Below are 22,764 nucleotides of genomic sequence, written 5' to 3'. Positions count from 1 at the left end.
GATGAAGATGGCGGCGAAGCGGCTCGCGAGCGAGCTGCATTTCTCCGCCGAGGAAATCATGATCATGAGGTTTTCCGACATGGTCTGGTGGCTCACGGACTGAGCCCATCAACTCGGGCATAGGTGAATCAGATGGCAAGCAAACTGGCGTTGGGGCTGGTGATCGGCGGCGCCGTCAGTTCGACGGTGGGGGCAGCCTTCAAAACGGTTGAGGGCCGGATCAAGAAGCTGGAGGAACAAGGCAACAAGGCCAAGGTGCTGAAGAACACCATCGGCGAAACCATGCGCCTGCGGGATGAATGGAAGAAGGCCCACGAAACCGGTGCGGCCTCGGCCGCCGGTTTGTTGCGCAAGCTGGAGGGAAACCTGAGCAGCCTGCAGAAGCAGGGTATTCAGGTAAACAAACTGCGCCAGGAGTATCAGGCACTCGGCCGCGTGGCCAGGGGTGCGGATCTGCAGCTCAAGGGGCACCAGCAGATCCAGCAGGGCAAGGAGGGCCTCAAGTCCGGGATCGGCCAGGCCGTGGCCGGGGTCGGGGCGGTGGCCATTCCGACCAAGATAAGCGCGGACTATCAGGCGATCATCCGCGACATTGCGATCAAGGCGGACGTGGCCAACAAGCCGCAAGAAGCCCAGATGACGCGGATGGTCATTCAGACCTCGCAAGAGACCGGGATGGGCCGCAACGATGTGGCCGACCTGGTGAACCAGTTGGTCGGTGCCGGCATGGAGCTGGACAAGGCGCTGTCTTATGCGCCGGTGGCGGCCAAGTTCGCTGTGGGGCAGGGTGCAACTGGGGTCGACACGGCGAACATGATCCAGGCGCTGCAGCAGAACGCCAATATCACTGACCCCAAAGTCATGGAGAAAGCCCTGGAGGCCATTGCCCTGCAGGGGCAGGCGGGCAGCTTTGAGGCATCCGACATGGCGCGCTGGTTTCCCCAGTTGTTGGCTAGCATGGGCAATATGAAGATTTACGGCATGGATGCGGTGAGTCAGCTCGGCTCGATGTTGCAGGTGCAGATGAAGACCGCCGGCGGAACAGATGAAGCGGCCAACAACCTGAAAAACTGGATGGAAAAGATTGGCTCCGGGGAAGTGGTCAAGGCGTATAAGGATGCCGGTATTGATTATCACGCTTCTCTCAACACCGGTATTCAGGGTGGCATGTCGACCCTAGAGTCGAGTTTCGCCCTGGCCATGAAGTACATCAAGGCGACCGACCCGGCCAAGGCCGCGAAGATGGAGAAGGCCCAGGCCAAGATCAGCAAGGAGGTTGATCCGGCCAAGGCTAAGGCCATGCTCGATGCGCTGGAGCAGTCGTTGCGAACCGGCGATCTGTTCGCCGACATGCAGGTCAAAGCGGCGCTGACGGCGTACTCGCAGAACCGGGAGCTGTACGAGCAGCTCAAGAAAGACTCGTTGAGCGCCAGTGGCATCCTCGACAAGAACCTGGCCGAGCGCCGGGAAACTTCCTCGCAGCTGTGGGCCGAAACAGCTCATGCGATGAATGATGGCATGCGGGCCGTGGGGGATGCTCTGCGGCCGGCAACGGATGCGGTAGCCAAGCACATCACCAGGGTGGCGAAGTCGCTGACCGGATTGGCGGAAAAGGCGCCGCCCTTGGTTGTGGGCATCACTGCCTTGGGTGCTGGACTTGTAGCACTGAAAAATGTGGTGTCGCTCTTCAATATCGGCAAGGGCCTGCTCAACGTGGCCCGGGGTTCGATGATGGGGAATCCGAACGTGATTCAGCGGGTGTTTGTCACCAACGCCGGCGGGTTGGGCGGCGGCGATTACGACCTCGACGGTGGCAAGGACAAGAAAGGCGGCAAGGGCGGTAAAGGGGGGCGTGCAGGACGGGCGGGGCGGCTAGGTCGCGTCGGCCAGGCGCTCAGGAATGTCTTTAGCGGTGGTGGCGTGGGACGTGTTGCCAAGGGCGCGGCGAGCCTCGGGTCGACAGCGCTGAAAGGGGTAGGTTCGCTGTTCAAGGGACTGGCGCCAGCGATTAAGGGGGTGGGCTTGCTGTCGGTGTTGAGCGCCGGCCTCAAGGTTGCGGACACCTACCAGAATGCCAAGACCCGTGATGAAAAGGCCGAAGGTTATGGCGGTGCGGCGGGTGGCTTAGCAGGCTCGTTGGTGGGCGCAAAAATGGGATTGGCCGCTGGTGCTGCACTCGGCTCCGTCGTTCCAGGTCTCGGCACGGCCATTGGCGGGGCTATCGGTGCCGCCATCGGGGGAACCGTAGGTTACTTTGGGGGTGATGCCCTGGGCTCCTATGCCGGCAAAGCGATGTTTGGTTCCGACGATTCGCTCAAGCGGATGCCGGCAGCGGGGCCACTGATGATGGTCAACGCCGGGAAGGATATCCCGCCGGTCTTGGGCGACATCGCGAAATCGTTCAAGACCGGGCAGACGCCGCCGGTGATGGGGCAGGTGGTGCGCTCCATGGGGACCGCCTCACCGTCGGCAGCTGTGCCGGCAATGCTCAAGGCGCCCGAACCTGCGAAGCAGGTGCCCAAGGTCGACCAGCAATTCACCTTCGCACCGACCGTGCCAATCACGGTGCAAGGGGATGTGAAGGACCCGGCCCAGGTGGCCCGGGAAGTCGAACCCCATCTGCGGCGGATGTTCGACGAATTCAGCCGACAGGCTGCGGCCCGCCAGCTGTCTGACGAACCACACGTTTAAGGAGGTGCCATGGCTTACATGGAGCAACTGCAATCGGGGTTCCAGTCCCTGGTCGAGGCAGGGGAGGCGGGGCGCAGTAGCGCGGATGGCATGCTGACCCCGTTGAACGGAGCCATCAGCGAGATTACCGGTGCTGCCTCGGAGCTGGAGAACATCCCGTTTGTGGGGCCTGAGATGGGCGCCAAGCTGCAACGGACCTTGCGCGGCATCACCGCCGCGCAGTCTGTTGTTGGCGAGGTGGCAGCCAAGTACAGCCAGGCTGTGTCGGCAGCGGGGCAGATCCAGCAGCGGCTCGGTACGTTGCAGGAGCAGACCGCCAAGGCCAGTGCTGCGATCAACCGGATCGGCGGACAGGTCAGCCCGTCCCTGGGCAACATCCTTCCGACCGGTTCATTCGGCGGCCTGGGTACTCCGGCCGCCGAGGCGGTGAAGCCGTTCCCGCACCTGCTGATCATTCAGCCGTTCCGGGCTGCCGGTGCAGCGTTTTACTTCAACCTCGACACCGCAGCCTTTGAAGAGCTGCGCCGTCAGACCGGGTTCCGCTGGGCAGGCCAGGAACGCCTGACCCGCAGCATTGCGCAGCAGGCGGTAGGGCAGGGTGACGACAAGATCACTCTCAAGGGCGCGGTGTTTCCGGGGTTCAAGGGGGGACTGGGTCAGTTGCAAAAACTGCGCAGCATCGGGCGACGCCTGCAGCCGCTGAGCCTGACCACGGGCTATGGCGAAGTGCTGGGTACTTGGTGCCTGACCAGTCTTGAGGAGGAGCAGAGCCACCTGCTGGCCGGGGGTATCCCGCGTAAACAGGGCTTTTCGATGGAGTTTGTGAGCTATGGCGACGACATGCAGAACGTCTGAAGGGGATCTGCTCGACAGCCTGTGCCACCAGTATTACGGGCACCTGAATGGTAGTGTCGAAGCGGTGCTCGATGCCAACCAGGGGCTGGCCGATGAGCCCCAGCCGTTCCGGGCTGGGGTGCTGATCGTGCTGCCGGAGCTGCAGGTCGAGACTGGGGCTGCGGTTTTGTTGTGGAACTGAGAGGGCTGGCATTATGATGGCTAAATAATCATGGCCAGAGGGAATAGGAATGACAAGAGCGTTTGAGTTACTGTGTAAGTATGAACAAGCCGAAGAAGAGCGTAATTCGAACTGGAGGCGAATAACCTCTAAGGTTAATGAGATTTTATTGGGGTTTGATAAGTATCTTAATGATGGTGGTAGTGCGGTTGCAACTGTTAAACTTGGTGTTAATATTGCATCTGGGTTTAACGAGCTAAGTGTTGACAAGTTTAGATATGAAGATGATGAGTCTCTCAGTTTTGCGCTGCTGGTATCTTTGAATAAGGCTTCTAGAGTTGTAGTGGAAGATGTTTTGAGTTTGTCTTGTGTTCGTTATCATGCGGGTTTTATTGTAAAGATTGAAGGTGGTGTGGATGACATTATTGTTGGTGGATACATGTCAGATGATACAGAGCTTTTTGAAGCGATGTATAAAGTGCTAGAGAGTAAATTTGTTAATTATATGTGAGTTGTATTTTCACATCAGGAGACCCCGCCACGTGCGGGGTTTTCTATTTCTGGAGCCTGAGCAATGAAACCAGAGTTCCGAATCATTGCGGACGGCAAGAACATCACCGCGCTGATCAATGACCGGCTGTTGACCCTGCGCACCTCGGACAAGCCCGGCATGGAGTCGGACGAGTTTGAGCTGCGCATCGACGACCGCGACGGCGCTGTGGCGCTGCCCAGCCGGGGCGCGAGCATCGAGGTGTTCATGGGATACGCCGGCCAGTCACTGACCCGCCTTGGGCGCTACATGGTGGACGAGGTCGTGGTGACGGGCCCGCCTGACTCTATCGAGATCCGGGGCAAGGCCAGCGACATGCGCGGCAGTGGCAAGACCACCCGCAGCGGGAGTTGGGAAAGCGTCCCGCTGCAGCAGATCGTGCGCGATGTGGCGACCCGCAATGGCTGGCAGCCGGTGTGCCCGGTGACCACCAAGGTGCCCCGGGTCGATCAGCTCAATGAATCCGACTTCAACTTCATCACCCGCCTGGCCAAGCAATACGACTGCACGGCCAAGGTGGCCGACGGCAAGCTGCTGGTGCTGCCCCGGCAGGCCGGGCAGAGCGCCAGCGGCAAGGCCCTTGGCACTGTCACCATTACTCGCAGCGACGTGAGCCGCTATCAGTTCCGCCTGGGTGACAAGAGCACCCACAAGGCGGTGCAAACCAAGCACCAGGACAAGAAGAGCGGAAAGCTGCGGGTCGTCGACCTGGGCAACGAGGGCTCCCCGGACGGCCTGCCGCCGGTGCACACCGACCGCCACATCTACCCGAACAAGTCCGCCGCCGAACAGGCCGCCAAGGCGCGTTTGGCGGCATTCAACCGCAGCACCGCCGGTGTGCGCCTGGAGATGCCCGGCCGAACCGATCTATTCGCTGAACGCATGATCAATGCCCAGGGCTTCAAGGTCGGCCTCGATGGCGAGTACCTGGTTGACTCGGTCGAGCAGGTGTTCACCCAGTCCGGGTGGAGCACCACCGTCGAGTGCAACGGCGGCAAGAAGGGCAAGGCGAAAGCCAAAGGCAAGAAAAAGAAAGAAACCAAGCCGCTCAAGGTTGTGCAGCTTTAACCCCAATCATCACTGGAGATATCAGGCATGACGATTACAGTGCAGCAGCTGCTGCAGATCCTCCCCAACGCCGGCGCTAAAGCCGGCGTTTTTGTTCCTGCTCTTAATGCAGCCATGAGCAAGTACGCGATCATCACCCGCCTGCGCATTGCGGCCTTCATCGCGCAGATCGGCCACGAGTCCGGCCAGTTGCAGTGGGTTCGCGAGCTGGGCAGCAATCAGTACTTGAGCAAGTACGATACCGGTACCCTGGCCAAGCGCCTGGGCAATACACCCGAAGCGGATGGCGACGGCCAGAAGTACCGGGGCAGGGGGCTGATTCAGATCACCGGCCGGGCGAACTATGAAGCCTGTAGCGAAGCGCTGTTCAGCGATGCTCGACTACTCAACACCCCCGAACTGCTGGAAACCCCGGTCTATGCCGCGCTGTCGGCGGGTTGGTTCTGGCAGCGGGCAGGGCTGAACACCCTGGCCGATAAAGGCGACTTTCTCACCATCACCAAGCGCATCAACGGCGGGACCAACGGCCTGGCGGATCGTGAGGTGCTGTATGAGCGCGCCCTTGAGGTGCTGGCGTGAAGGCCCCGGGTTGGTTGTTGCCAGCCCTGGCCCTGGTGCTGGGGTTCGCCCTGGGTGCTTGGCTGGCCTGGACGTGGCAGGCCAATGCCTACGGCAAGGATCTGGCTAACCAGGCGGAGGCGTACAGCAGGGACCGCGATCAGGCCGCCACGGCGGTGATCAACTGGCAGGAAACCCAGCAGGACGCCCGCCGGGCCCTGGAGGATCGCCTGCAGGCAAATGACGAAACCCGTTACAAGGAGCTGCGCGATGCTCAAACGAACCAGGCTCGCCTGCGTGATCGGCTTGCTACTGCTGACCTGCGGCTGTCAGTCCTACTCAACACCGCCGCCTCGGGTGGTGGCGGTCGGGTGCCAGCCACCGCCGGCACCTGCGGCGTGGTTCATGGAGGAACGCGAGCCGAACTTGACCCAGCGGTTGCTCAACGAATTGTCGCCATCACCGGAGACGGTGACCAGGGATTGATCGCCCTGGCGGCCTGCCAGAGCTACATCAAAGAAATCGTTTCAACGAAGTGAAAAGGAGCGGCCGGGCCAAATGCGTCAACATCAAGCCCGGCCGCTGGCTGGCACAGCTTGCCTGGATCTGGACGAACCTGATCCGCCGAAACAGGAGATCTGCTGTAGCAGGATGTTTTGGGAGGCGGTTAACTGGGTTGGCCCCTATCAAGGATGTGGTTGCCACATACATGATGCGAGCCTCGGAAAAACTGCGGGCTCAGAATTCATTGTGTAAGAAAATCCGCGTCAGCATTCGCACGGGCATGTTTAACCCTCAATAAGCCAAGTATGCCAATGGCGTCCTGATAGAGCTGCCGTATCCAACCAACGACGTCCGGCTCATGACGGAAATGGCTGTGGAAGCGCTGGATCGCGCTTTCAGAACGGGCTTCAAATACAGTAAGGCCGAGGTCTCATTGTTGAATCTATGCCAGCGAAGCGAGTACACCGACGATCTCTTCGCGGTGGCGCAACCATCGGAAACCGACAAGGTGATGAAGGTCTTGGACCAAATCAACAATCGCTGGGGGAGGAGCACACTCCGCACTGCCGGTGTCCCTACCAACCCAGATTGGGGTATGCGGCGGGAGATGATGAGCCAGAGTTTTACCACTAACTTGATCAACTTTGGCATGTTTCTTGTGGGTAATGCCTGAAGTTTTGATCATATGTCAGTTCTTCAAATTTGAACTCGAACTATTGGTGAGCCCATAAAGAGGTCGCGATATCCGGTTAGATAGTATTTGTTTGGCTCCTTTTTTTTCGTGTTTTCTGAGTTTTCACGAGTCAAGTTCGCCAGTAAGGAGGAATTAATTAGAAAGGCATTCGCACGAGGAATGTTTTTTTCTATTACACCTGTTTGTTTGTGGATGGTCTCAAAGGAGGCCATTGTATATGGTGTTTTGTTGTCTCTTGCTGCAGCATAATACAACATGAGTTTCAGTGCGTTTAGTTCGCAAATACTCCTTTTCTGAAAAAGCTTAAATGCAGGAATGCTTGTTCCTCCTCCATATCCGTATAGAGCGCGTGCGGGAAGCTTGCACCAGTTTCCAAACTCGTAATCTGAAATGGAGTAGCGACTTTTTCTCCCTATTGTTTCCTTTGAAATCCGTTCGGTATTTAAAAGTGCCTCGATCCCGGAGGAAACAAGAGCTCGGCTGAGCCCAGTAATCTCCATAAGTGCGTTATAAGTCAGTTCTGCCTCTAACCTAAACGACGGGGGAGCTTTTTCCTCAGCTTGTGTTACCAATGCGATATAAATTTGCAATGCAGCAATAGCTGCTGATTTGCTAGCGACTCCATTTGAAGCCCAATTGAAGTTCTTAAGACCACCTTCTCGAATCCATCTCGAAGGCATCCGCACCCAGGGAAGAATCCTCATGTTAAGCCCCTCCTTTTTTGGAAAGTACGATGATCGCTATTAGTGCGGCAATGGAAAGAACCAACGGAACCAAACGGTCGGCATTTGGAGCCAGAGAGTTAAGTGCTTCGATAATGTTATGGAGATTTTCCATCGCGAAATTCCTTAGGTCGTTGCGATGGGCTGACTTTGAACGATGCGGGAACCTCTATCTAGAATAGGGTGATCGTATAAAAAGTAAATTTTTTTAAAAAAAACTATTTAAATCATATAGATACGATTTTTTTGCACGGGTCATAGTTAATGTAAATCGGTTCATGAACGAGAGTTTTTTGACTTTTTAAATCAAGGGGTGTAAGTACTGTGTACGTACATATGGAGGCGTTATGGATCCGGCAAAGGAAAAAAAGACATACCAAATTAGGGTGGATACAGCGCTCCTGAAGGCTTTTTTGGAGCTTGCCAAATCAAACGAGCGATCGCCGGCAGGCGTAATAAGAGAGTTTATGCGGGAGTACATAGAAAAAAACACGTTGCGGCGAGCTCCCTGGGAGGGGAGCGAAAAAGACATTCCGTTCTAGGCCAAGTCGAACGCTAGGGAGGTGGTTCAAATTCCTATCCTCGCTGGCCTGGTTGGCATTTGCCGAACTGGTTGTTGGTTAGCGACCTGACGTCGTGGTGCAACAATGGGGCAGTCTGGACGCCAGTCAACGGCATTTAATGCCCAGCGGCTCCAAATCCTGCTGTGTCGACAGAGCCCTACAGACCTTGCTCTTTGGGGTTGTAGGGCGGACCACAGTCTCGCCCTTATGGTGTTCATGCCGCGTCAAGAACGTGCTAACTGTGGTTGCTGTCCTTGGGCAGCTTGGGATTGCCATCGCCACGCCTGATCAACATGACCAGCTATCAGATACATGCTGCCACCGTGCTACCCTCACAATGCTTGTATGACATATGGAGGGATCTATGGGACATTGCATTTACTGCCGTAAAGATAAGGATGATCAAGAGTTCACGCTAGAGCATGTTATTCCGCAGTTTTTGGGAGGGGCACATGCTCCCGACTTTCTAAAGACACGAGAGGTCTGCAAAAGCTGCAATAGTAACCTTGGGTTATTTGTCGATGCGTCTTTCGAAAAGAATTGGATAGTCTCTAACTGGCTGCGTGAGTCCTCCTCAGCTTTTTATGACAAGGATAAGCCAGTTGGAGTATCACTCCTGTGTATGGGCAACACCGATCTTTGCCCTCCTGAACTTCCGGAGAACCACGTTTGTGAAATGTGGTTGGGTCCACTAGGTGAACAGGTATTTTGGCTTCGTCCGCACGATGAGAGGTTATCTGCGTACGTTGGCGGAAACCCGCGGACCATGAAGAGCACAGAGACAAGAGCATATTTTTTATTTTCCGAAAACACGCAGCAGGATCCGCTCAAGACGTGGCTGTCGTTTGAGCAAGCGTTTCATGGTCGTAGGGTCAAGAAGGTTCTGTGCACCGAGGTCCGGGGTGCTGATCCGGCTAGCATCGGGTTCGCGCAACCTGACGACTTGGATCGAGCACGCACAGAGTTTTTCCTAGCCAATACTGAAGGTGAGCTAGAGCATAAAATGCGAGTTACGGTTGACCCAAAGTTTGATAAGCGCTTTGTGTGTAAGCTTGCAATAGGTATTGCCTTTTGTCTCTTCGGGTCTAAAGTCCTCGACTCAGACTATGGCAAAGAGTTGCACAAGGGGCTCTGGCATCGTGGGGATAATGACGAGCCTGAAGTGCGTGGTAGCGTATTATTCTCTAAGCAGGGAGATCAGGACTTCAATCGTCTTGTGGGCTTCCCAAATGCGGTAGCCGTGGTGTTGCTTTCAACCCAAGAAGGAATTGCGATCAACCTCAACATAAACTCACAATTAAATTGGACTGTTCTGTGTGCGCCCAATGAAATATTAACGACAGAAGACGTTGCAAAGATTGGCGATGGGCAGATCTTACTGCTTGTGCGGGCCCTTCAAACCTGCATCTATCTTGATCTTCCCTCTTATTTAGCCTTCAAGTCTGGGCTCACTCAGCACCCTGAACTGAACGCTGTCCTAGAGCGCTCGGAGAGAAACAAAGCATGACTGCGGTGTATCTCATAAATTAGCTGGGCCGTCCAAGTTACCAAGCCTTCCGGGTAATAGGCTCTGCCCAAGAACATTCTCAGCCGCTGCCCACTCCCTTGATGGATCAGACCATAGAAAGCGGGCGTCCGTGTCTTGGCGAATGGCTCGGCAGGCTCGACGCTAAGTCTCGAGGTTACTCATGCGGAGTTAATGGTCGTTCAAGTGCCGGCACTAGCGAAGTGGGATCAGGGCTGATCCAGCTACTGATGATGGACGATGACGTAGGGCGGATCCAGAGCCGAGTGAAGGATGTTAAAGGCGCTTTGGATTTTCCAGAACCGTACCACTTGCCGTAAGGATGATTGGTATTCGCTTGACGGGATATTGTAACTGATGAGCCCCTAGTGCCAGTTTGGAGTTTCTTTGATTGGACGGACTTTGATCGGATTTCCGATATTTACCACGTCCCTGCTTAGTTTTTGCTACAGCAAAAAAATTGATGTTATTAAGTGCCTGAAATATAAGTGTTTTTATATTTGGTGTGCCCGATCCATCATCGGATCGACTGAGCTTGCAGGGTCCAGGAGGAAAGGGTAGAGGAGCCTTGAGGACTGCGACTGTCACTGGGCCCTGAACCGCTAAGGGCGCCAGTTAAATCAGTTCCGCAATCAAAATAATGACCCGCATAGGCCGTGGGTTGCAGGCTTTCTAAGAGATGCCACTTGCGGAACGGATCTATCATTAACTGTTTGAAAGTATTGATATTTTATCTGGATTGCAAATCCGCCTACGCCGGTTCGATTCCGACCTCGGCCTCCACCCTTGAAAACCCCGTAGATTAACGTCTACGGGGTTTTTTATTGCCTGCGTGAAAGTGCTGGCGTACCAAAACTTTTTTATTTCGTCGGGTTCGCGATGGCTCCGATGCGAACGTAAGACGATTTCTCTGTTGGCTCTTGTTTTCGCAGACCGCTTATCGCGATAGGCCGCAATCATCGATGGTGCTATCGCATCAATCGGTATTTCTTCAAAAATCGGTCTTAGTTGTCGTAACTCGGCTTTGTTGTCCTGCCGTTCCAGCTGACAGCTGAGTAGGATTCGCCGCGTGGAACGCCGCACTGTCGGCAAACCCGCGGGAGCGTGACGGTGATTGAGGCTTGGCCGCGTGCTGCTCCCGGGCTGGGATGGTTACCGTTCTTTCTACAGGCATGACTTCGTCCTTGGCCTCTACAGCGGCTTGCTGGGGAGGGCCGCTGCTAAGGGGAATTAAGGGGGGGAAGAGTGCATGCTTCGACAAAAATCCACCCTGGAACTACTGTGATTGAAAGCGGCAAGGGTGGCCTGATCATGTTCAATCAATATCCAAATCAAAAATTTGCTCGGCGGCTGTTCTTTTCAGGGGGGCTATTGATGCTGGGCGTAGCGATCGCCGTCCTTGTTAGTACCGATTGGATTGGATTTTTATTGACTGCTGTGGTCTCGAGTATCTTTTTCATACCCGCGTTCATCCTTAGCGAAAAAGCCTTTGACCGCTTTGTAAAATCTGCGGACAAGATCAGCTTTCTAGCTCCCGTCATTCGATTTTTCAGCGGCTGAGTTAGATGAGCGTTCGGTTTTTATGGGTGGAGTGCAAATGTACTCCTATCGGGATTTTTTGCCCTGGCGCTGCATCAGCGCATCAGTGACGTTGCCCAAGCCCATGTCCCGTGCCAACTGCCAGCCCTCGTCGTACAGCTCAGCCTCGTACTTGTCGCTTGTGGAACTGATGGACGCGGGCTGCTCGACTGGGCGGGTGTAGATCTCGGCGCCGCCGTCTTCATCGCACAGATCGGTGGCCTCGGGTATGGCGAACAGCACTTGGCCAGAGAACTCCCTCTCTGAAATTCCTCCTTCAAGCAGCCATTCCAGGTACATCCCGTCATCGTTCTGGCAAGTTACGGCTACCGCCTGGATCAGGGTTGGTTTGCCCTGGTTATGGGCGGCTGGCTTGCACTCCAGGGCGGCGCGCAGAGTCTCAATTGCTGAGCAAGAGCCGCGACTATCGCCGTTGCGTCGAGACACGAAATCGTCCAGCCAAAGCAGAGCCTTCTCGATCTTCACCCACTCGTTGCGCTCAACCGGTGAGCTCACACCTATTCAGGTCCTGGTATCCGCCGGGGCTTTTTCGTTTATGGCTTCCCGCACCCTTTGTTCCGAGCTGCTACTACTGGTGGGCAAAAATTCTTCAAGATACTGGTTGCATGTACAGTTTTTTGTTGGGATAGTCATTCCACTCCTCGAGTGAGTAAGAAGCTAAAGCCGGCATGTCGTTGGTGCTGACCTTCCTCGTGTGAAGGCCTTGAGCCTCGAACTATCGCCTATGAGCGAAATGAAAGCGGAATTCTCCGCAACCAACCATTCGACTCAATAGGTCAATCCAAATGAAAAAAGCTATCAGTGTTTCCCTGCTCGGTTTGTTGGCGCTTTTTGGTGCCAGCATGAGTGCCTTTGCTGACACAGCAATGTCCTGGAACCTGGCAAGGGATGTAATTCTGGCAAAGGAGAGTGCCCCACAAGGTTCTCCTTGGTCGTTTATGCAGAACTCGTCTGGTGTGAACAAGGCCGAAAACTAAGTCCCATTGCCGTACTTCAAAGCCGATTCATGCAGCAATCTCCCGGCTACATGTTGGATGGATCAAGCATCTGGAGCACATGTGTCGGTTCACCTGAAACCTTACACCTACACGGCAAATGGCAGCTTTACCATTGCCGCTGGTGATGTGGCATTTCACCCAGGCCAGAACAGCCAGACGGTCATTCGCTGGGCCAGTCCTGTGGTGGGCAAGATCAACATTCTCGGGCGAGTAAGTAGCATTCATAACAGTTGCGGTGATGGCGTTGCCTGGTCTTTGAATCAGGGTGACACCGTTCTTCAGTCGGGTAGCTTGGTCAGAGGCAATGGAGCGGTCTTTTCGGTCAGTAAAGTGCCTGTCACCAAATCGTCCGCCATTTACTTGGTTCTCGACAAGAAGGCCAACTACACCTGCGATACCAGCACTATCGACATGCTCATCACCAAGCAATAACGGTGATGTAGCAGCACGTATGTCGACAACGCCAAGAGCGTCCAACTCATCGCCTTTGAGCGACATGAAAACGGAATCCTCCGTAACAAATCATTCGACTCAATAGGTGAAAAATGAACGCAGTAAAAATTGGCAAGCACTCCGGCAACCTGTTTCCGAAAGGTGTTGTACAGATCGTCTCGCCAGCCGAGAACGTGAACGGCCTTATCGTTCAGACAGCTTCCATCGATCCAACCAGCGGGTACGTCAATCTGTATGCTTCGGAGACAGCGCCTACCATTACCGGCGACGCCAGTACTCGCTGCATTTTCAATGGTAATGGCCCGGCTGTCGCGAATAGCCATTCCCAAGTTCTTCTTCCTGCTCCGCTGTTCGTACCTGCTGGTATGGGGCTATGGGTGACCGCTGGTTCCTGGCTCCCAGGTACTACCGCTACTGGATCTCTGGCCATCACCTGGGACCTGGTTGCATAAGGGCTATCTGTAGCCACTGGCCCGGCCATGTGCCGGGTCTTCTATTTAGTGATTTTTATCCTTGGTCTTCGCCCAGACTGGCAAAAGCCTTTTTGATTATGCCCATGGCTGTGGTTCTCTTGCGCACGGGTCAGCTCACATTCGCGAGGTTGAGTGACCAAGTTTCAGTCTCGGCATTAGAGGCCGAGGGTTTAACGCCAGCTACGTGACGAGATCTTCTAAGCAACTTCGAAGAGTGTGCAACTCGGACACCGTCGATGTTGGTTAGAATGGCGTGTTGAAGTCTATTGCTCGCAAGGGAACCCCATGAGCACTGAAAAGCCTGAGCTTTTGTTCGTCCTTCAAAGGTTTCTAGATAATATTTATGAGAAGGCTTCGAGAAGCCAGAGTGTTCTACTCAAAAGAAATCATGGTCATTACACATACGCGAATGAAAGACTCTTCGTCTACGTGACGATCTTCCCTAAAGAGGTTGAGCTTGTTTTTGAGAGTCAGCAGGTAGGTGACGGAGTTTTTAGTATTGCTTTGGATATGTGCATGTCCAGTGGAGAAGTATTGGCTGGCGACCTGTTGTCTCTGAATGGGAGATGCGAGGAGATCAGCGCCGTATTGGCTTCGCAAGAAGACAGGGTGTTGGCCCAGTTGTTAAAGTGCTTGGACAACTGAGTTTCTTTTCAAAAGAGTGGACGCCGCAGGCGTTCCGGTTTGCCGGTTCGCGAGCGTCAAGTTTATGCAGTGGCTGCTCCTGGCCTGAAGCGCCGCTCATGACTGACCTCTTTTGAGCATTCGACGCCCCTAGGAAATCAGTTCCCCAATCAATTTCATGACCCGCATAGGCCGTGGGTTGCAGCCTTTCTAGGTGATGGCACTTGCGGAACGGATTTGTAACTAACTAGTTGAAATTATGAAGTGTTGTCTGGATTGCAAGTCCGCCTACGCTGGTTCGATTCCGACCTCGGCCTCCCCTTGAAAACCCCGTAGATTAACGTCTACGGGTTTTTTATTGCCTGGGATTTTTTTGGGGGGGGCTCCGCAGTTTTTCGAATCGCTTCCGCAACTCTGGGGGCTTGCGACCGCCGTTTTCGTCAAAGGCATAGGACGGATGTGCTAGATAGCCCTTTGCTACATGTTCAGGGTGCGAAGCTATCGCCTTCAAAAATAACGGCAAAGGACCGTCCCCATGATCGCTTTTGCAAGGCAGCTTTTGCCTGCCGCATTACTGTGTAGTGCCCTCGCTGCCCAGGCGAGTGAAGTGCTGAAGGGCGACTACTGGGTCGTTCATTACCAGGGTGTCTTGGGCAAGAATCAGGTGTTCATCGCCGACGGCGACCCCACTCACATCGTCAATCGTCCAGGTGGCGCGAAATCATTGGGTGTCTATCAACTTTACGAAGAGCCCGGCAAACCCAACTTCACCGCTTACGATGTCGAAATCGATTGTGCGAAGAACCGCGTGCGCATCATGGGTGCGGCGGATTTTCGCAGCGTGTTCAATGATTTTCGCAATGTGAAGTATTCCAGCCAATGGCAGAGCAAACCTGACGCCTGGCTGGCACAAAGCCGTGACTTTGTCTGTAAGCCGACTGAACGCCAGGCCAAGAAGATGGAGCACTTGGGTGTGATGCCCGCGTCGCAAATGAGCAAGGCAGGGCCGCAGTTCTTCCAGATACTGAACCGCGAGGCGGCCAAGGCGGCCATCATGCAGAAGATAGATGAAGGGTTCGCGCAGATGTCTGCCAAGTAACCTGGCCTTCAGGGAGAAGACCTTATGAACCGATTGTTTATGTTGGCCCTGCTCGCCACCTTGCTCAGTGGCTGCGCATCATTGTCGGCCAGCAGTGCCTGGAAAGATCGCCCGGTGGGCGAACTGATCGACTTCTTCGGCGTGCCAAGGCAGATCATGGTGGCGCCGGAGGAAGATATGGTCGTGCTCAGATATGTACGTGACAGTAGCTATGTTTCACGTGAAGCCGCGGGTACTTACACGGGGCCGCAGAACGGGCAACTTGTGCACGCAGAATACTTGGAAGACGTGCAGCACTCAGGCAGTTGCGAAATCAATGTGTTCGTCAACAGAGCACGATTGGTGGAGAAGGTGAGAACTAAAGGGCGTTGTGTAGCGGTCCAGATGACGCCGGCAGGGTAGGAATGGCCACTGGCGAGGATGGATTCCGATTAGTATTTCAACTATTAGTGACGCCAATCAGGCTCAGCGGCTCGTACGAATAAGTACGCTGGCACCGTCCAAACCTCCGGACTCGCTGCACCAGCTCCGCCCTTAGACTTTCGGATGCAACTTGGGGCACCAAACCATGCTGCGATGTGCTCCTCGGGGACATTTGGATCCCCTTCAATACCGACCACGACCGCAAGAAGGCCGTCTAGCTCGACTAAGTCACCACGTTGCCAATTTGTCATGCGCAGCCCCTTTGAAGGTTTTCGATTTTCAAGTCAGCTCGTTCGTCGGAATCGCGACACTCACCACAACTCAAGTCGGGAATGGCTGCCACCACCCTGCGATTCCGTCTTTTTCTTCTTCTGATTAATTTTTGCTAAAGCATTGATATTTTTGCCTATAAAGCTACGAATTATAAGAGTTATTTTTGTGCGATCCATCAACTGCCGGGTTGGGCGGCTGAGTCGGCAAGTCTGCTACCCGTTGCTATAGATTGCGACTTGCATAGAAAAAAATAGCTTCACCCAGAAAGTCGACCATCTTTGGATGGTAGGCGTTATGAAATACCTTCATGTCGGGGTTGTCTCTATAGAACAAAGCCATCCCAATGTATGCCTTTTGAGAAGGAAGATAGAAGCGTGAGGCGATCGAATAGTGACGCGCTATGATTGCTTGAACTTCGGGCGATGCTGGAAGCGAGCCATCTATCAGAGGGGTTAATTCCTTGTACAAGACATCCCAATCAATATGAGTTTGCGTTTTATCAACGTGTGACCAATTTTTCGTCTCGGCAAGGGACTCTGTTTGCTCTACCGTCAGTGCTTGTCGACATTGTTCGAGATATTCAGAGGCTGAATCTTGAAGAGTCATGGGGCTGCTCGTTTGGATAGAAAAATTGTTGTGTGCAACGGTGTAGGTTGATTATGACGCCCAACTACAAGTAGGTGACACATGTGGTGTAATTTTTTGCGCTGGTTGTGTCGCACAACGATCCTTGCCGCTCTGTAAGCGATTATCTAGCCTGCGCTTAATATCTAGATTGCGACATGACTCAGGATGCAAAGCGATGCTGATGACAAAACTGCTTGGTTAAGTGCACGAGCAAATTTACTTCTCGTTTTATTGGGCTGGCATGGTGCTATCTGTCAGATAAAACCGATTTATCTTGGCGACCTTTCCTGCGTCACCCGGCTCCAGGACGCCTCCCTCCCCAGCGTTCCTGAGTGTGTTGTCGGCTTTGCAACCAGTCTTCTGTCCGCATCAGCATCGGACAGATCAACGGTGGGTGGTCTTGCAGGCGCAGATTGATCTGGTGGTAGCGATACCGCACCTTGTGAGGGATCCCATCAGGCTTATGCAGCAGGGCTAAGCGCTTCGGCTGCATTTTCATCGTTCGGTACGCGCTGCTGCTCTTCGAGCCATTGCCAGAGCAGCGGCCGGCGCTGCCTCAGCCACTCGGTGATACCTCGTTCGGGAAAGAGTGCTGCGGATGTAAACAGACCGTTTAGCCTATCGCGAGATCTGGCAAACAGCTGGTACGACCGAAGTAATGGAGATACAGCCTGACTCCCGCCTCTTGTTGATCTTGTGGATGATGCGGTGAAGTGCTCGCATCGCGACGATTTCAGGCAAGTGCCGCCTTCCGTGGCCGGTGGGTTTGGGGTGGGGGTTTAGATGCAGAGAATTAAAACAGTCGCAGGAGCCGGCCAGGTCTGTTCGGTCGCCTCCTGCTTTTCGCAACTCGCTCCGCTCCTAGCCTTGACCATGCAATGGGTCGCTCAGGCACGGAAAGCGAAGCGCCGTCCTTTGGGAAGTCCCCTTGCCCGATGGACGAACATCGAGCAAAGGGTGCAATTACAGGTGGAAGTCGCCCGCAGCCTCCGGCTGGTAAAGCACTTTCCTGATCTCAATCCGGCGGGTCCGATCAGAAATTCGCCAGTCGATGGCGTCCCCCTCCTGATAACCAAGGATGGCGGCGCCTAGATCGGAATACACGGAATACTTCCCTGCGCTGCTGTCCGCGTCTTCTGGGTAGACCAAGGCCGCTTCGAACTCTTCGTCGTCCAGTTGCAGCAACGCCCTAGAGTTCATTGTGATGACATTGCGCGCCACCTGCTGCGGCTTGACGACAATGGCTCGCTCAAGCTCATGTTCGAGTTCAACAATCGCCGGGCCTTGCTCGAGCGCGATTAGGCTTTCGAGCCTGGCCTTGTCGATTTCAGTGATGTAGATCCTGGTGGAGTCGTCACCGGCTCCTTCGCGCAAGAACTGGAGATAGCGTCCCGCCGTCATGGACAATGACTTCAATGTCGGCGTTTCGCTCTCAAGCATAAAACCGCTACGCAGAAAGGCTTTCAGCGAGCGCGAGTTATCTGGGTGAATCTTGGCGATGAGTTTCTCGGCCAGCATGTCGAGGAAGGCCATTTTCATGCCTTCGCGAATCGTGCGGGTGCCAAGGTTTCGGCCCCATTTTTCGCAGTCTCCAATGGCCAGGACGATCTCGCAATTTGAGCCGGTCTTGATCAGGCGGACAAAGCCCACCGGGACGTCATGCCGGTCATAGGCCATGAAGAATCGGCCGCCCTGGTTGAATAGATGGGTCAGGATCGGCAACTGAGTCCGATCAATGGCTTGCTCAATGGAACGGGAGACATGAGGCGAGTCGCTCAGATAGCAGGTCACGCGCTCATCTTCCAACCAACCCATCAACTTCAGCGCGTGCGCCCGAGTTATTTCAGGGCACAGCGTAATGAAAGGCTTGTTCATCTTAACCACACTTCTCTGCAAAGGATGGAAGCCCTTCATGGCTATAGACATGACGGTTCTTCGGCAACCGGCCATTCTAAGATATATCGCGAGTAATGGCGAAGATCCCCGAGAATTTGCGCAAGCCTGCGTTTTGCTGAACCCGAACCAGTCAAGCGCTCAAGCCTCGACGAACTCGACGATATTGAGAATGCTCAGCGCTGTATCGTTCTGGCCCTTGATCCGAGCCAGAGGTTCGTCGCAAGCAGCTCCAGCAAATGTACGTGGATGGCCTGGTCAACAGTTTTAGTGTTTTGGGGGATTTGCCCGACCCCGCTTTTGGGGTGGTTTCAAGAGTTTTGCGTGTCGTTCTCTGTGGGCCGTCGGCGCCTCCCCGAAAAGGGGAGGCGCTTCAGCTTGAGGAGCCTGTTGACCTATCAGGCGGATACCTGGTCCAGGCGGTCAACGCTTTACCATCAAACGGTGAATCGGCTGATCAGCACGCCAAATGAGGTCGCGAGTCGCGACAGTTCGGCGCTTGAAGCGCTGGTTTGATGGGCGCCTGTAGCGGTTTGTGCGGAAAGGTCCTGGATGTTGACCAGGTTACGGTCAACCTCACGTGCGACCTGAGCTTGTTCTTCAGCAGCACTTGCGATGACCAGGTTCTTTTCGTTGATGATGGAAACACCCTCGGTGATGCTGTCCAGGGCCTGGCCGGCCTCAATCGACTGGGCCCGTGTATCGGCGGCCAGTTCCTTGCTTTTGTTCATCGCGAGAACGGCTTCTTCAGCGCCCGAGCGGACCTGTTGCATCATCGATTCGATGTCCGCCGTCGAGGCCTGGGTCCGGTGGGCCAGCGCGCGCACTTCATCGGCCACCACGGCGAAGCCGCGACCCTGTTCACCCGCCCGGGCGGCTTCGATGGCCGCATTGAGGGCCAGGAGATTGGTCTGCTCGGCGATAGCCCTGATCACTTCAAGCACTTTTGTGATCTCGTTGACGCGGGTTGCAAGCACTTCAACCTTGCCGGTCGAGTTGGAAATCTCGTCCGCCATTGCTCCAACGGAGTCAACGGCTCTGCGCACTTGATCGCGGCCTTGCACGGCACTGCGACTGGTCTGCTCGGAGGCTTCTGAGGCGCCTGTGGCATTGCGGGCAACTTCTTCCACTGCCGCGGTCATTTCGTTGACTGCGGTTGCGGCTTGCTGAATCTCGTCATTCTGCCGCGTCATACCCCGTGAGCTTTCTTCCGTAACGGCGTTCAGCTCTTCGGATGCAGAGGCCAGCTGATCAGCAGCACTGCCGATCTCCTTGACCGTGGCCCGCAGGTTTTGCTGCATTTTATCCAGCGCGTTGAGCAGCGCACTGACCTCGTCCCGACCGCTGACCTGAATGCTCTTGGAAAGGTTTCCTTCCGCTACTTCCTCTGCGCTGTGTACAGCGATGGAAAGGGGTCGGGTGATCGAGCGGGTGATGATCATGCCCAGCGAGACGGCCGCGAGGAAAGCGATCAGCACCCCGATGCCCAATGTCCAGTAAGCGCTGGTAGTGGCGGTCTCGGCTGCGTCGGCGGCTTCACCGCTTTGACGATAGTTGGAGGCAACTATGACTTGCAGCTGATCGATAATTCTCTTGGACGCCGGAGAAAGCTGCTGCTGGAAAATCTGCGTGGCGCTGTCAAGGTCGCCGGCTCTTGCCAGGGCGATGACCTTGTTCGCCCCCTGGACATAGGCCGGCCAGTCCTTTTCGAACTGATCGCCCGCCACGCGCTCGTCATCGGCGAGAGGCGTCTGACGGTACTCCTTGAAAAGCCGCTCAACTTCCCGCTGGTTTTCGGACATGGACTGTACGGCCGATTCGAACATCCCTGAATCTGCCTTGGTGTACTTAAGAAGCAGCGCCGCATGCAGATCCTTGGAGTATGCAAAAACACCGGCCCGAGCATTGCCCGTATTGTTAACGGACACCAGGTTATTGCTAACGATTGCGTTTATTGTTGTTTTTAGCGATGCGATACCCGAGCGTCCCAAGAGCCCCACTCCCAGTGTGATGATGGCGCACACCACAAATGCAGAGATTAATCGCGTGGAAAGCTTGATGTTGCGTAATGCGTCCATAGGACCCTCGACGAACTCTTAGTTGGCTGGCCCAAGCTGGCTTGGGTTTACATGTATCCGCCGAGATCTCTACTAACTTTAACGACGAGCCGATTATTTTTTAGAGTATTCGTTAACTGGTTAAGTGTTTTTTCTGCAAGAGGACATAGGTTTAATTTGGAACTAGCGTGCAATATTAACGGTAAGTTTCCGTCAGGGCTCCTAGTTGGCGTCATGGACGATATCGATGTAGCGCCAATCAAGGGTTGACGCCCAGGGCTGCGATGCTGCGGCCAGTGGCACTGATGCGAGACTTCTTGCCCGAAAAGTCGGGGCTGTGTATCGGCAGGGTGCGTTCGCAGGCGGCCTCGGGGAGTCTGCGCAAGGCCTCGGCCGTCGTAGGGCCGCCGATACCCAGGGCTTCGCGTGCACGGGCGGCATTGCGGCTGGTGCTGAAAAACTGTCGGCTTGCATCGCGGAGGAAGTCTCTATCTCGATAAACTTGTTTTCCACGCAATTGAGTGCCGAGACCATTGCGAGTGATCCAGCGATTCGTCCACTGATTGTTTTTGCACTCGAAGCATTCAAGCACAAGATCGAGGGGCAAGAGGCGAACTAGCGTTGCCAGTACAGAGGTGTGTTGCGCAGTTGCGTTATTCTTGATGTCACGGTGGGTATGGTGATTTCTTCAGATGCTTATTAACGACCATCTATTTACCGCTAGTTGATCTGAAATGGACTTTTTACCCGCGGCAGCCAGTTTAAATTTTTACCTATCTATTACAATCGCTACACTAGAACTTGAACCGTACTATCCATAAGGTGGGAACGTGAAGCGTGACACACGCTTGGTTGTGCTTTTGCTGTTGGTCGTTGGTTGCTCCCTGGCGTCATTGACTGTCTGGAAAGTGTGGGCATCTCGAGAGCAGGTATTGAGGGATGTGAATGTCCATAGCTTGAATCTGACCCAGGCGCTGGCTACCTACTCCGAAGGCATTGTCCGCCAAAGCTCGGCGCTTTTGCTCGGGCTCGTCGAGCGCCTGGAAACCGAAGGGAGCGGCCCCACACAGATTCAGCGCCTGAGTAAGTTGATCCGCCGGCAAGAGTCGCTGATGCCACAGCTCAGTGGCGTCACCATCTACGATAATCAGGGCCGTTGGTTGATGTCTTCCAATCGGCCCATTCCTGCCGGGGCGAACAGCAGTGATCGGGCTTATTTCATTCATCATCGCGACGATCCATCCCGTGAGACCTTTATAGGGCCGCCCATCCAGAGCCGTACCAATCAGGAGTGGGTGATCACCCTCAGTCGGCGTTTCAATGATCCGCGCGGCGAGTTTGCCGGAGTGGTGGCGGTGACCTTGGGGATCGAAAACTTCCTGCGGTTGTTCGGCAAAATCGATGTCGGGCAGGAGGGGGCCATCGGCTTGTCCAATACCGATGGTACGTTGCTGGTTCGCTATCCCTTCCGTGAGCAGGATATGGGGCGCAACTTTTCCAAGTCGCCGATCTATGCCAAGTACCTTGTGGATCGATCCGTCGGTACCGCGTCGTTTACCTCCAGCCTGGACGGTGTCGAGCGCCTTTATGCCTTTCGCAAGAGTGACCGGCTGCCTTTGATCACGACCGTTGCACTCGGCAAGCGAGAGGCCCTTGCCGCGTGGCGAATGGAGGCGCTGTTGTCGACGGTCGTAGTGGCGGGGCTGCTGGGGCTTACCGCGCTGATCGGTTGCTTCTTGATCCTGGATATTCGCCGGCGAACCGAGGTTGAAGGCCAGTTGCGAGGCGCCCAGCAGCAGTTGCTCTCATCCAATCGCCAGTTGGAGTTGCTGGCCATGAAGGATCCCCTGACGGGGCTGGCCAATCGGCGCTGCTTCGACGAGAGCCTTGCCACCGAAGCGCGACGTGCACAACGTGCCAATGCCTCCTTGGCTTTGATGATGATTGATATCGACCACTTCAAACTGTTTAACGATTCGCTCGGGCACGTAGCCGGAGACGCCTGCCTGCAGGCGGTTGGCAGAGTCCTGGAGGAGTGTGTGCGACGGCCGTCGGATCTGGTGGCCCGTTATGGCGGCGAGGAGATGGGCGTCATCATGCCGGATACCGACAGCGACGGTGCCAGGATAGTGGCGCAACTTATTCTCAGTCGCTTGGAGCAGGAGAACATTGCGCACACCTCCAGCCCGTTGGGACGTGTGAGTGTCAGCATTGGCATTGCGGCCGCCACGGGCGCGGAACTGAATCACTTGCAAGGACTGATCGAGGCGGCAGATCAGGCGCTGTACATTGCCAAGGCATCGGGACGTAACCGCTTTGCCGAGGCGAAGGTGGAGTAGGCGCTGCCAGGCAGGT

At 55.0% G+C, this 22,764-nt stretch carries 23 protein-coding genes and 2 pseudogenes; 17 read left to right on the top strand and 8 right to left on the bottom strand.

Annotated elements, in window-relative coordinates:
* The first annotated feature begins 132 nt into the window (after positions 1 to 132).
* The 8 genes and pseudogenes from POS17_RS17450 to POS17_RS17420 all read left to right on the top strand — a co-directional run.
* The gene (locus POS17_RS17450) at positions 133 to 2,691 is read left to right on the top strand and encodes a phage tail tape measure protein (RefSeq protein WP_060839733.1); all 2,559 of its coding nucleotides are present in this window, start codon (positions 133 to 135) and stop codon (positions 2,689 to 2,691) included.
* A 9-nt stretch (positions 2,692 to 2,700) separates the two neighbouring features.
* On the top strand, positions 2,701 to 3,546 hold the full coding sequence (locus POS17_RS17445; RefSeq protein ID WP_060839732.1) for a phage tail protein: 846 nt from the start codon (positions 2,701 to 2,703) through the stop codon (positions 3,544 to 3,546).
* The gene (locus POS17_RS17440; RefSeq protein ID WP_060839731.1) at positions 3,521 to 3,727 is read left to right on the top strand and encodes a tail protein X; all 207 of its coding nucleotides are present in this window, start codon (positions 3,521 to 3,523) and stop codon (positions 3,725 to 3,727) included. The genes POS17_RS17445 and POS17_RS17440 overlap by 26 nt, the downstream gene beginning before the upstream one ends.
* 49 nt (positions 3,728 to 3,776) lie before the next feature.
* Positions 3,777 to 4,217 carry a hypothetical protein gene (locus POS17_RS31805; RefSeq protein WP_148654978.1) on the top strand — a complete coding sequence of 147 codons (441 nt, stop codon included), beginning with the start codon at positions 3,777 to 3,779 and terminating at the stop codon, positions 4,215 to 4,217.
* Positions 4,218 to 4,280: 63 nt separating this feature from the next.
* Positions 4,281 to 5,324 (top strand): phage late control D family protein, encoded by a 1,044-nt coding sequence (locus POS17_RS17435; protein WP_060839730.1) that lies wholly within the window; start codon positions 4,281 to 4,283, stop codon positions 5,322 to 5,324.
* A gap of 27 nt (positions 5,325 to 5,351) precedes the next feature.
* Entirely contained in the window at positions 5,352 to 5,903 is a 552-nt protein-coding gene (locus POS17_RS17430; protein WP_060839729.1) for a glycoside hydrolase family 19 protein, read from the top strand.
* 14 nt (positions 5,904 to 5,917) lie between these two features.
* A complete protein-coding gene (locus tag POS17_RS17425; RefSeq protein ID WP_231978962.1) occupies positions 5,918 to 6,421 on the top strand; it encodes a lysis system i-spanin subunit Rz in 504 nt (167 codons plus the stop codon).
* A gap of 34 nt (positions 6,422 to 6,455) precedes the next feature.
* Positions 6,456 to 7,052 (top strand): annotated as a pseudogene (locus tag POS17_RS17420) (DinB/UmuC family translesion DNA polymerase); the annotation flags it as partial.
* 30 nt (positions 7,053 to 7,082) lie between these two features.
* Here POS17_RS17420 and POS17_RS31115 read toward each other — a convergent pair.
* Both POS17_RS31115 and POS17_RS32455 read right to left on the bottom strand, forming a co-directional pair.
* Entirely contained in the window at positions 7,083 to 7,784 is a 702-nt protein-coding gene (locus POS17_RS31115; protein WP_173655906.1) for a helix-turn-helix domain-containing protein, read from the bottom strand.
* Position 7,785: 1 nt separating this feature from the next.
* Positions 7,786 to 7,917, bottom strand: a complete 132-nt coding sequence (locus POS17_RS32455; protein ID WP_269451690.1) for a hypothetical protein — start codon at positions 7,915 to 7,917, stop codon at positions 7,786 to 7,788.
* A gap of 812 nt (positions 7,918 to 8,729) precedes the next feature.
* Here POS17_RS32455 and POS17_RS17410 point away from each other — a divergent pair.
* Positions 8,730 to 9,872 (top strand): HNH endonuclease, encoded by a 1,143-nt coding sequence (locus POS17_RS17410; protein ID WP_060839726.1) that lies wholly within the window; start codon positions 8,730 to 8,732, stop codon positions 9,870 to 9,872.
* Between the two features lie 1,263 nt (positions 9,873 to 11,135).
* Entirely contained in the window at positions 11,136 to 11,450 is a 315-nt protein-coding gene (locus tag POS17_RS17405; RefSeq protein WP_146189206.1) for a hypothetical protein, read from the top strand.
* A gap of 45 nt (positions 11,451 to 11,495) precedes the next feature.
* Here POS17_RS17405 and POS17_RS17400 read toward each other — a convergent pair whose 3' ends face one another.
* On the bottom strand, positions 11,496 to 11,984 hold the full coding sequence (locus tag POS17_RS17400) for a hypothetical protein (RefSeq protein WP_060839724.1): 489 nt from the start codon (positions 11,982 to 11,984) through the stop codon (positions 11,496 to 11,498).
* A 290-nt stretch (positions 11,985 to 12,274) separates the two neighbouring features.
* On the opposite strand from POS17_RS17400, the gene POS17_RS32350 reads away from it, so the two are divergent.
* The 6 genes from POS17_RS32350 to POS17_RS17380 all read left to right on the top strand — a co-directional run bounded on the left by POS17_RS32350 (position 12,275) and on the right by POS17_RS17380 (position 15,538).
* The gene (locus tag POS17_RS32350; RefSeq protein ID WP_231978961.1) at positions 12,275 to 12,466 is read left to right on the top strand and encodes a hypothetical protein; all 192 of its coding nucleotides are present in this window, start codon (positions 12,275 to 12,277) and stop codon (positions 12,464 to 12,466) included.
* Positions 12,467 to 12,547: 81 nt separating this feature from the next.
* Entirely contained in the window at positions 12,548 to 12,919 is a 372-nt protein-coding gene (locus tag POS17_RS32345) for a hypothetical protein (RefSeq protein WP_231978960.1), read from the top strand.
* A gap of 113 nt (positions 12,920 to 13,032) precedes the next feature.
* Positions 13,033 to 13,392 (top strand): hypothetical protein, encoded by a 360-nt coding sequence (locus POS17_RS31105; RefSeq protein ID WP_082729891.1) that lies wholly within the window; start codon positions 13,033 to 13,035, stop codon positions 13,390 to 13,392.
* Between the two features lie 306 nt (positions 13,393 to 13,698).
* Entirely contained in the window at positions 13,699 to 14,058 is a 360-nt protein-coding gene (locus tag POS17_RS17390; protein WP_060839723.1) for a hypothetical protein, read from the top strand.
* Between the two features lie 514 nt (positions 14,059 to 14,572).
* Positions 14,573 to 15,136 carry a hypothetical protein gene (locus tag POS17_RS17385; protein ID WP_060839722.1) on the top strand — a complete coding sequence of 188 codons (564 nt, stop codon included), beginning with the start codon at positions 14,573 to 14,575 and terminating at the stop codon, positions 15,134 to 15,136.
* 24 nt (positions 15,137 to 15,160) lie between these two features.
* Positions 15,161 to 15,538, top strand: a complete 378-nt coding sequence (locus POS17_RS17380) for a hypothetical protein (RefSeq protein WP_060839721.1) — start codon at positions 15,161 to 15,163, stop codon at positions 15,536 to 15,538.
* 516 nt (positions 15,539 to 16,054) lie between these two features.
* Here POS17_RS17380 and POS17_RS31095 read toward each other — a convergent pair.
* From POS17_RS31095 to POS17_RS31790, 5 genes and pseudogenes are all read right to left on the bottom strand, one after another.
* Positions 16,055 to 16,438, bottom strand: a complete 384-nt coding sequence (locus POS17_RS31095) for a TipAS antibiotic-recognition domain-containing protein (RefSeq protein WP_082729890.1) — start codon at positions 16,436 to 16,438, stop codon at positions 16,055 to 16,057.
* A gap of 984 nt (positions 16,439 to 17,422) precedes the next feature.
* On the bottom strand, positions 17,423 to 18,385 hold the full coding sequence (locus POS17_RS17375; protein ID WP_173655905.1) for a bifunctional GNAT family N-acetyltransferase/nucleoside diphosphate kinase regulator: 963 nt from the start codon (positions 18,383 to 18,385) through the stop codon (positions 17,423 to 17,425).
* 404 nt (positions 18,386 to 18,789) lie between these two features.
* Positions 18,790 to 19,545 carry a methyl-accepting chemotaxis protein gene (locus POS17_RS32760; RefSeq protein ID WP_375136269.1) on the bottom strand — a complete coding sequence of 252 codons (756 nt, stop codon included), beginning with the start codon at positions 19,543 to 19,545 and terminating at the stop codon, positions 18,790 to 18,792.
* Positions 19,546 to 19,644: 99 nt separating this feature from the next.
* Positions 19,645 to 20,430 (bottom strand): annotated as a pseudogene (locus POS17_RS32755) (MCP four helix bundle domain-containing protein); the annotation flags it as partial.
* 238 nt (positions 20,431 to 20,668) lie between these two features.
* A complete protein-coding gene (locus tag POS17_RS31790) occupies positions 20,669 to 21,016 on the bottom strand; it encodes a hypothetical protein (protein WP_148654977.1) in 348 nt (115 codons plus the stop codon).
* Between the two features lie 223 nt (positions 21,017 to 21,239).
* Here POS17_RS31790 and POS17_RS17360 point away from each other — a divergent pair, with 223 nt between their 5' ends.
* Positions 21,240 to 22,748 carry a diguanylate cyclase gene (locus tag POS17_RS17360; protein WP_060839718.1) on the top strand — a complete coding sequence of 503 codons (1,509 nt, stop codon included), beginning with the start codon at positions 21,240 to 21,242 and terminating at the stop codon, positions 22,746 to 22,748.
* Positions 22,749 to 22,764: the final 16 nt, after the last annotated feature.

Source organism: Pseudomonas sp. Os17, from assembly GCF_001547895.1.
Lineage (GTDB): Bacteria > Pseudomonadota > Gammaproteobacteria > Pseudomonadales > Pseudomonadaceae > Aquipseudomonas.
Note: the sequence above shows the minus strand (reverse complement) of the source record. Positions and strands in the feature narration are given on the sequence as shown.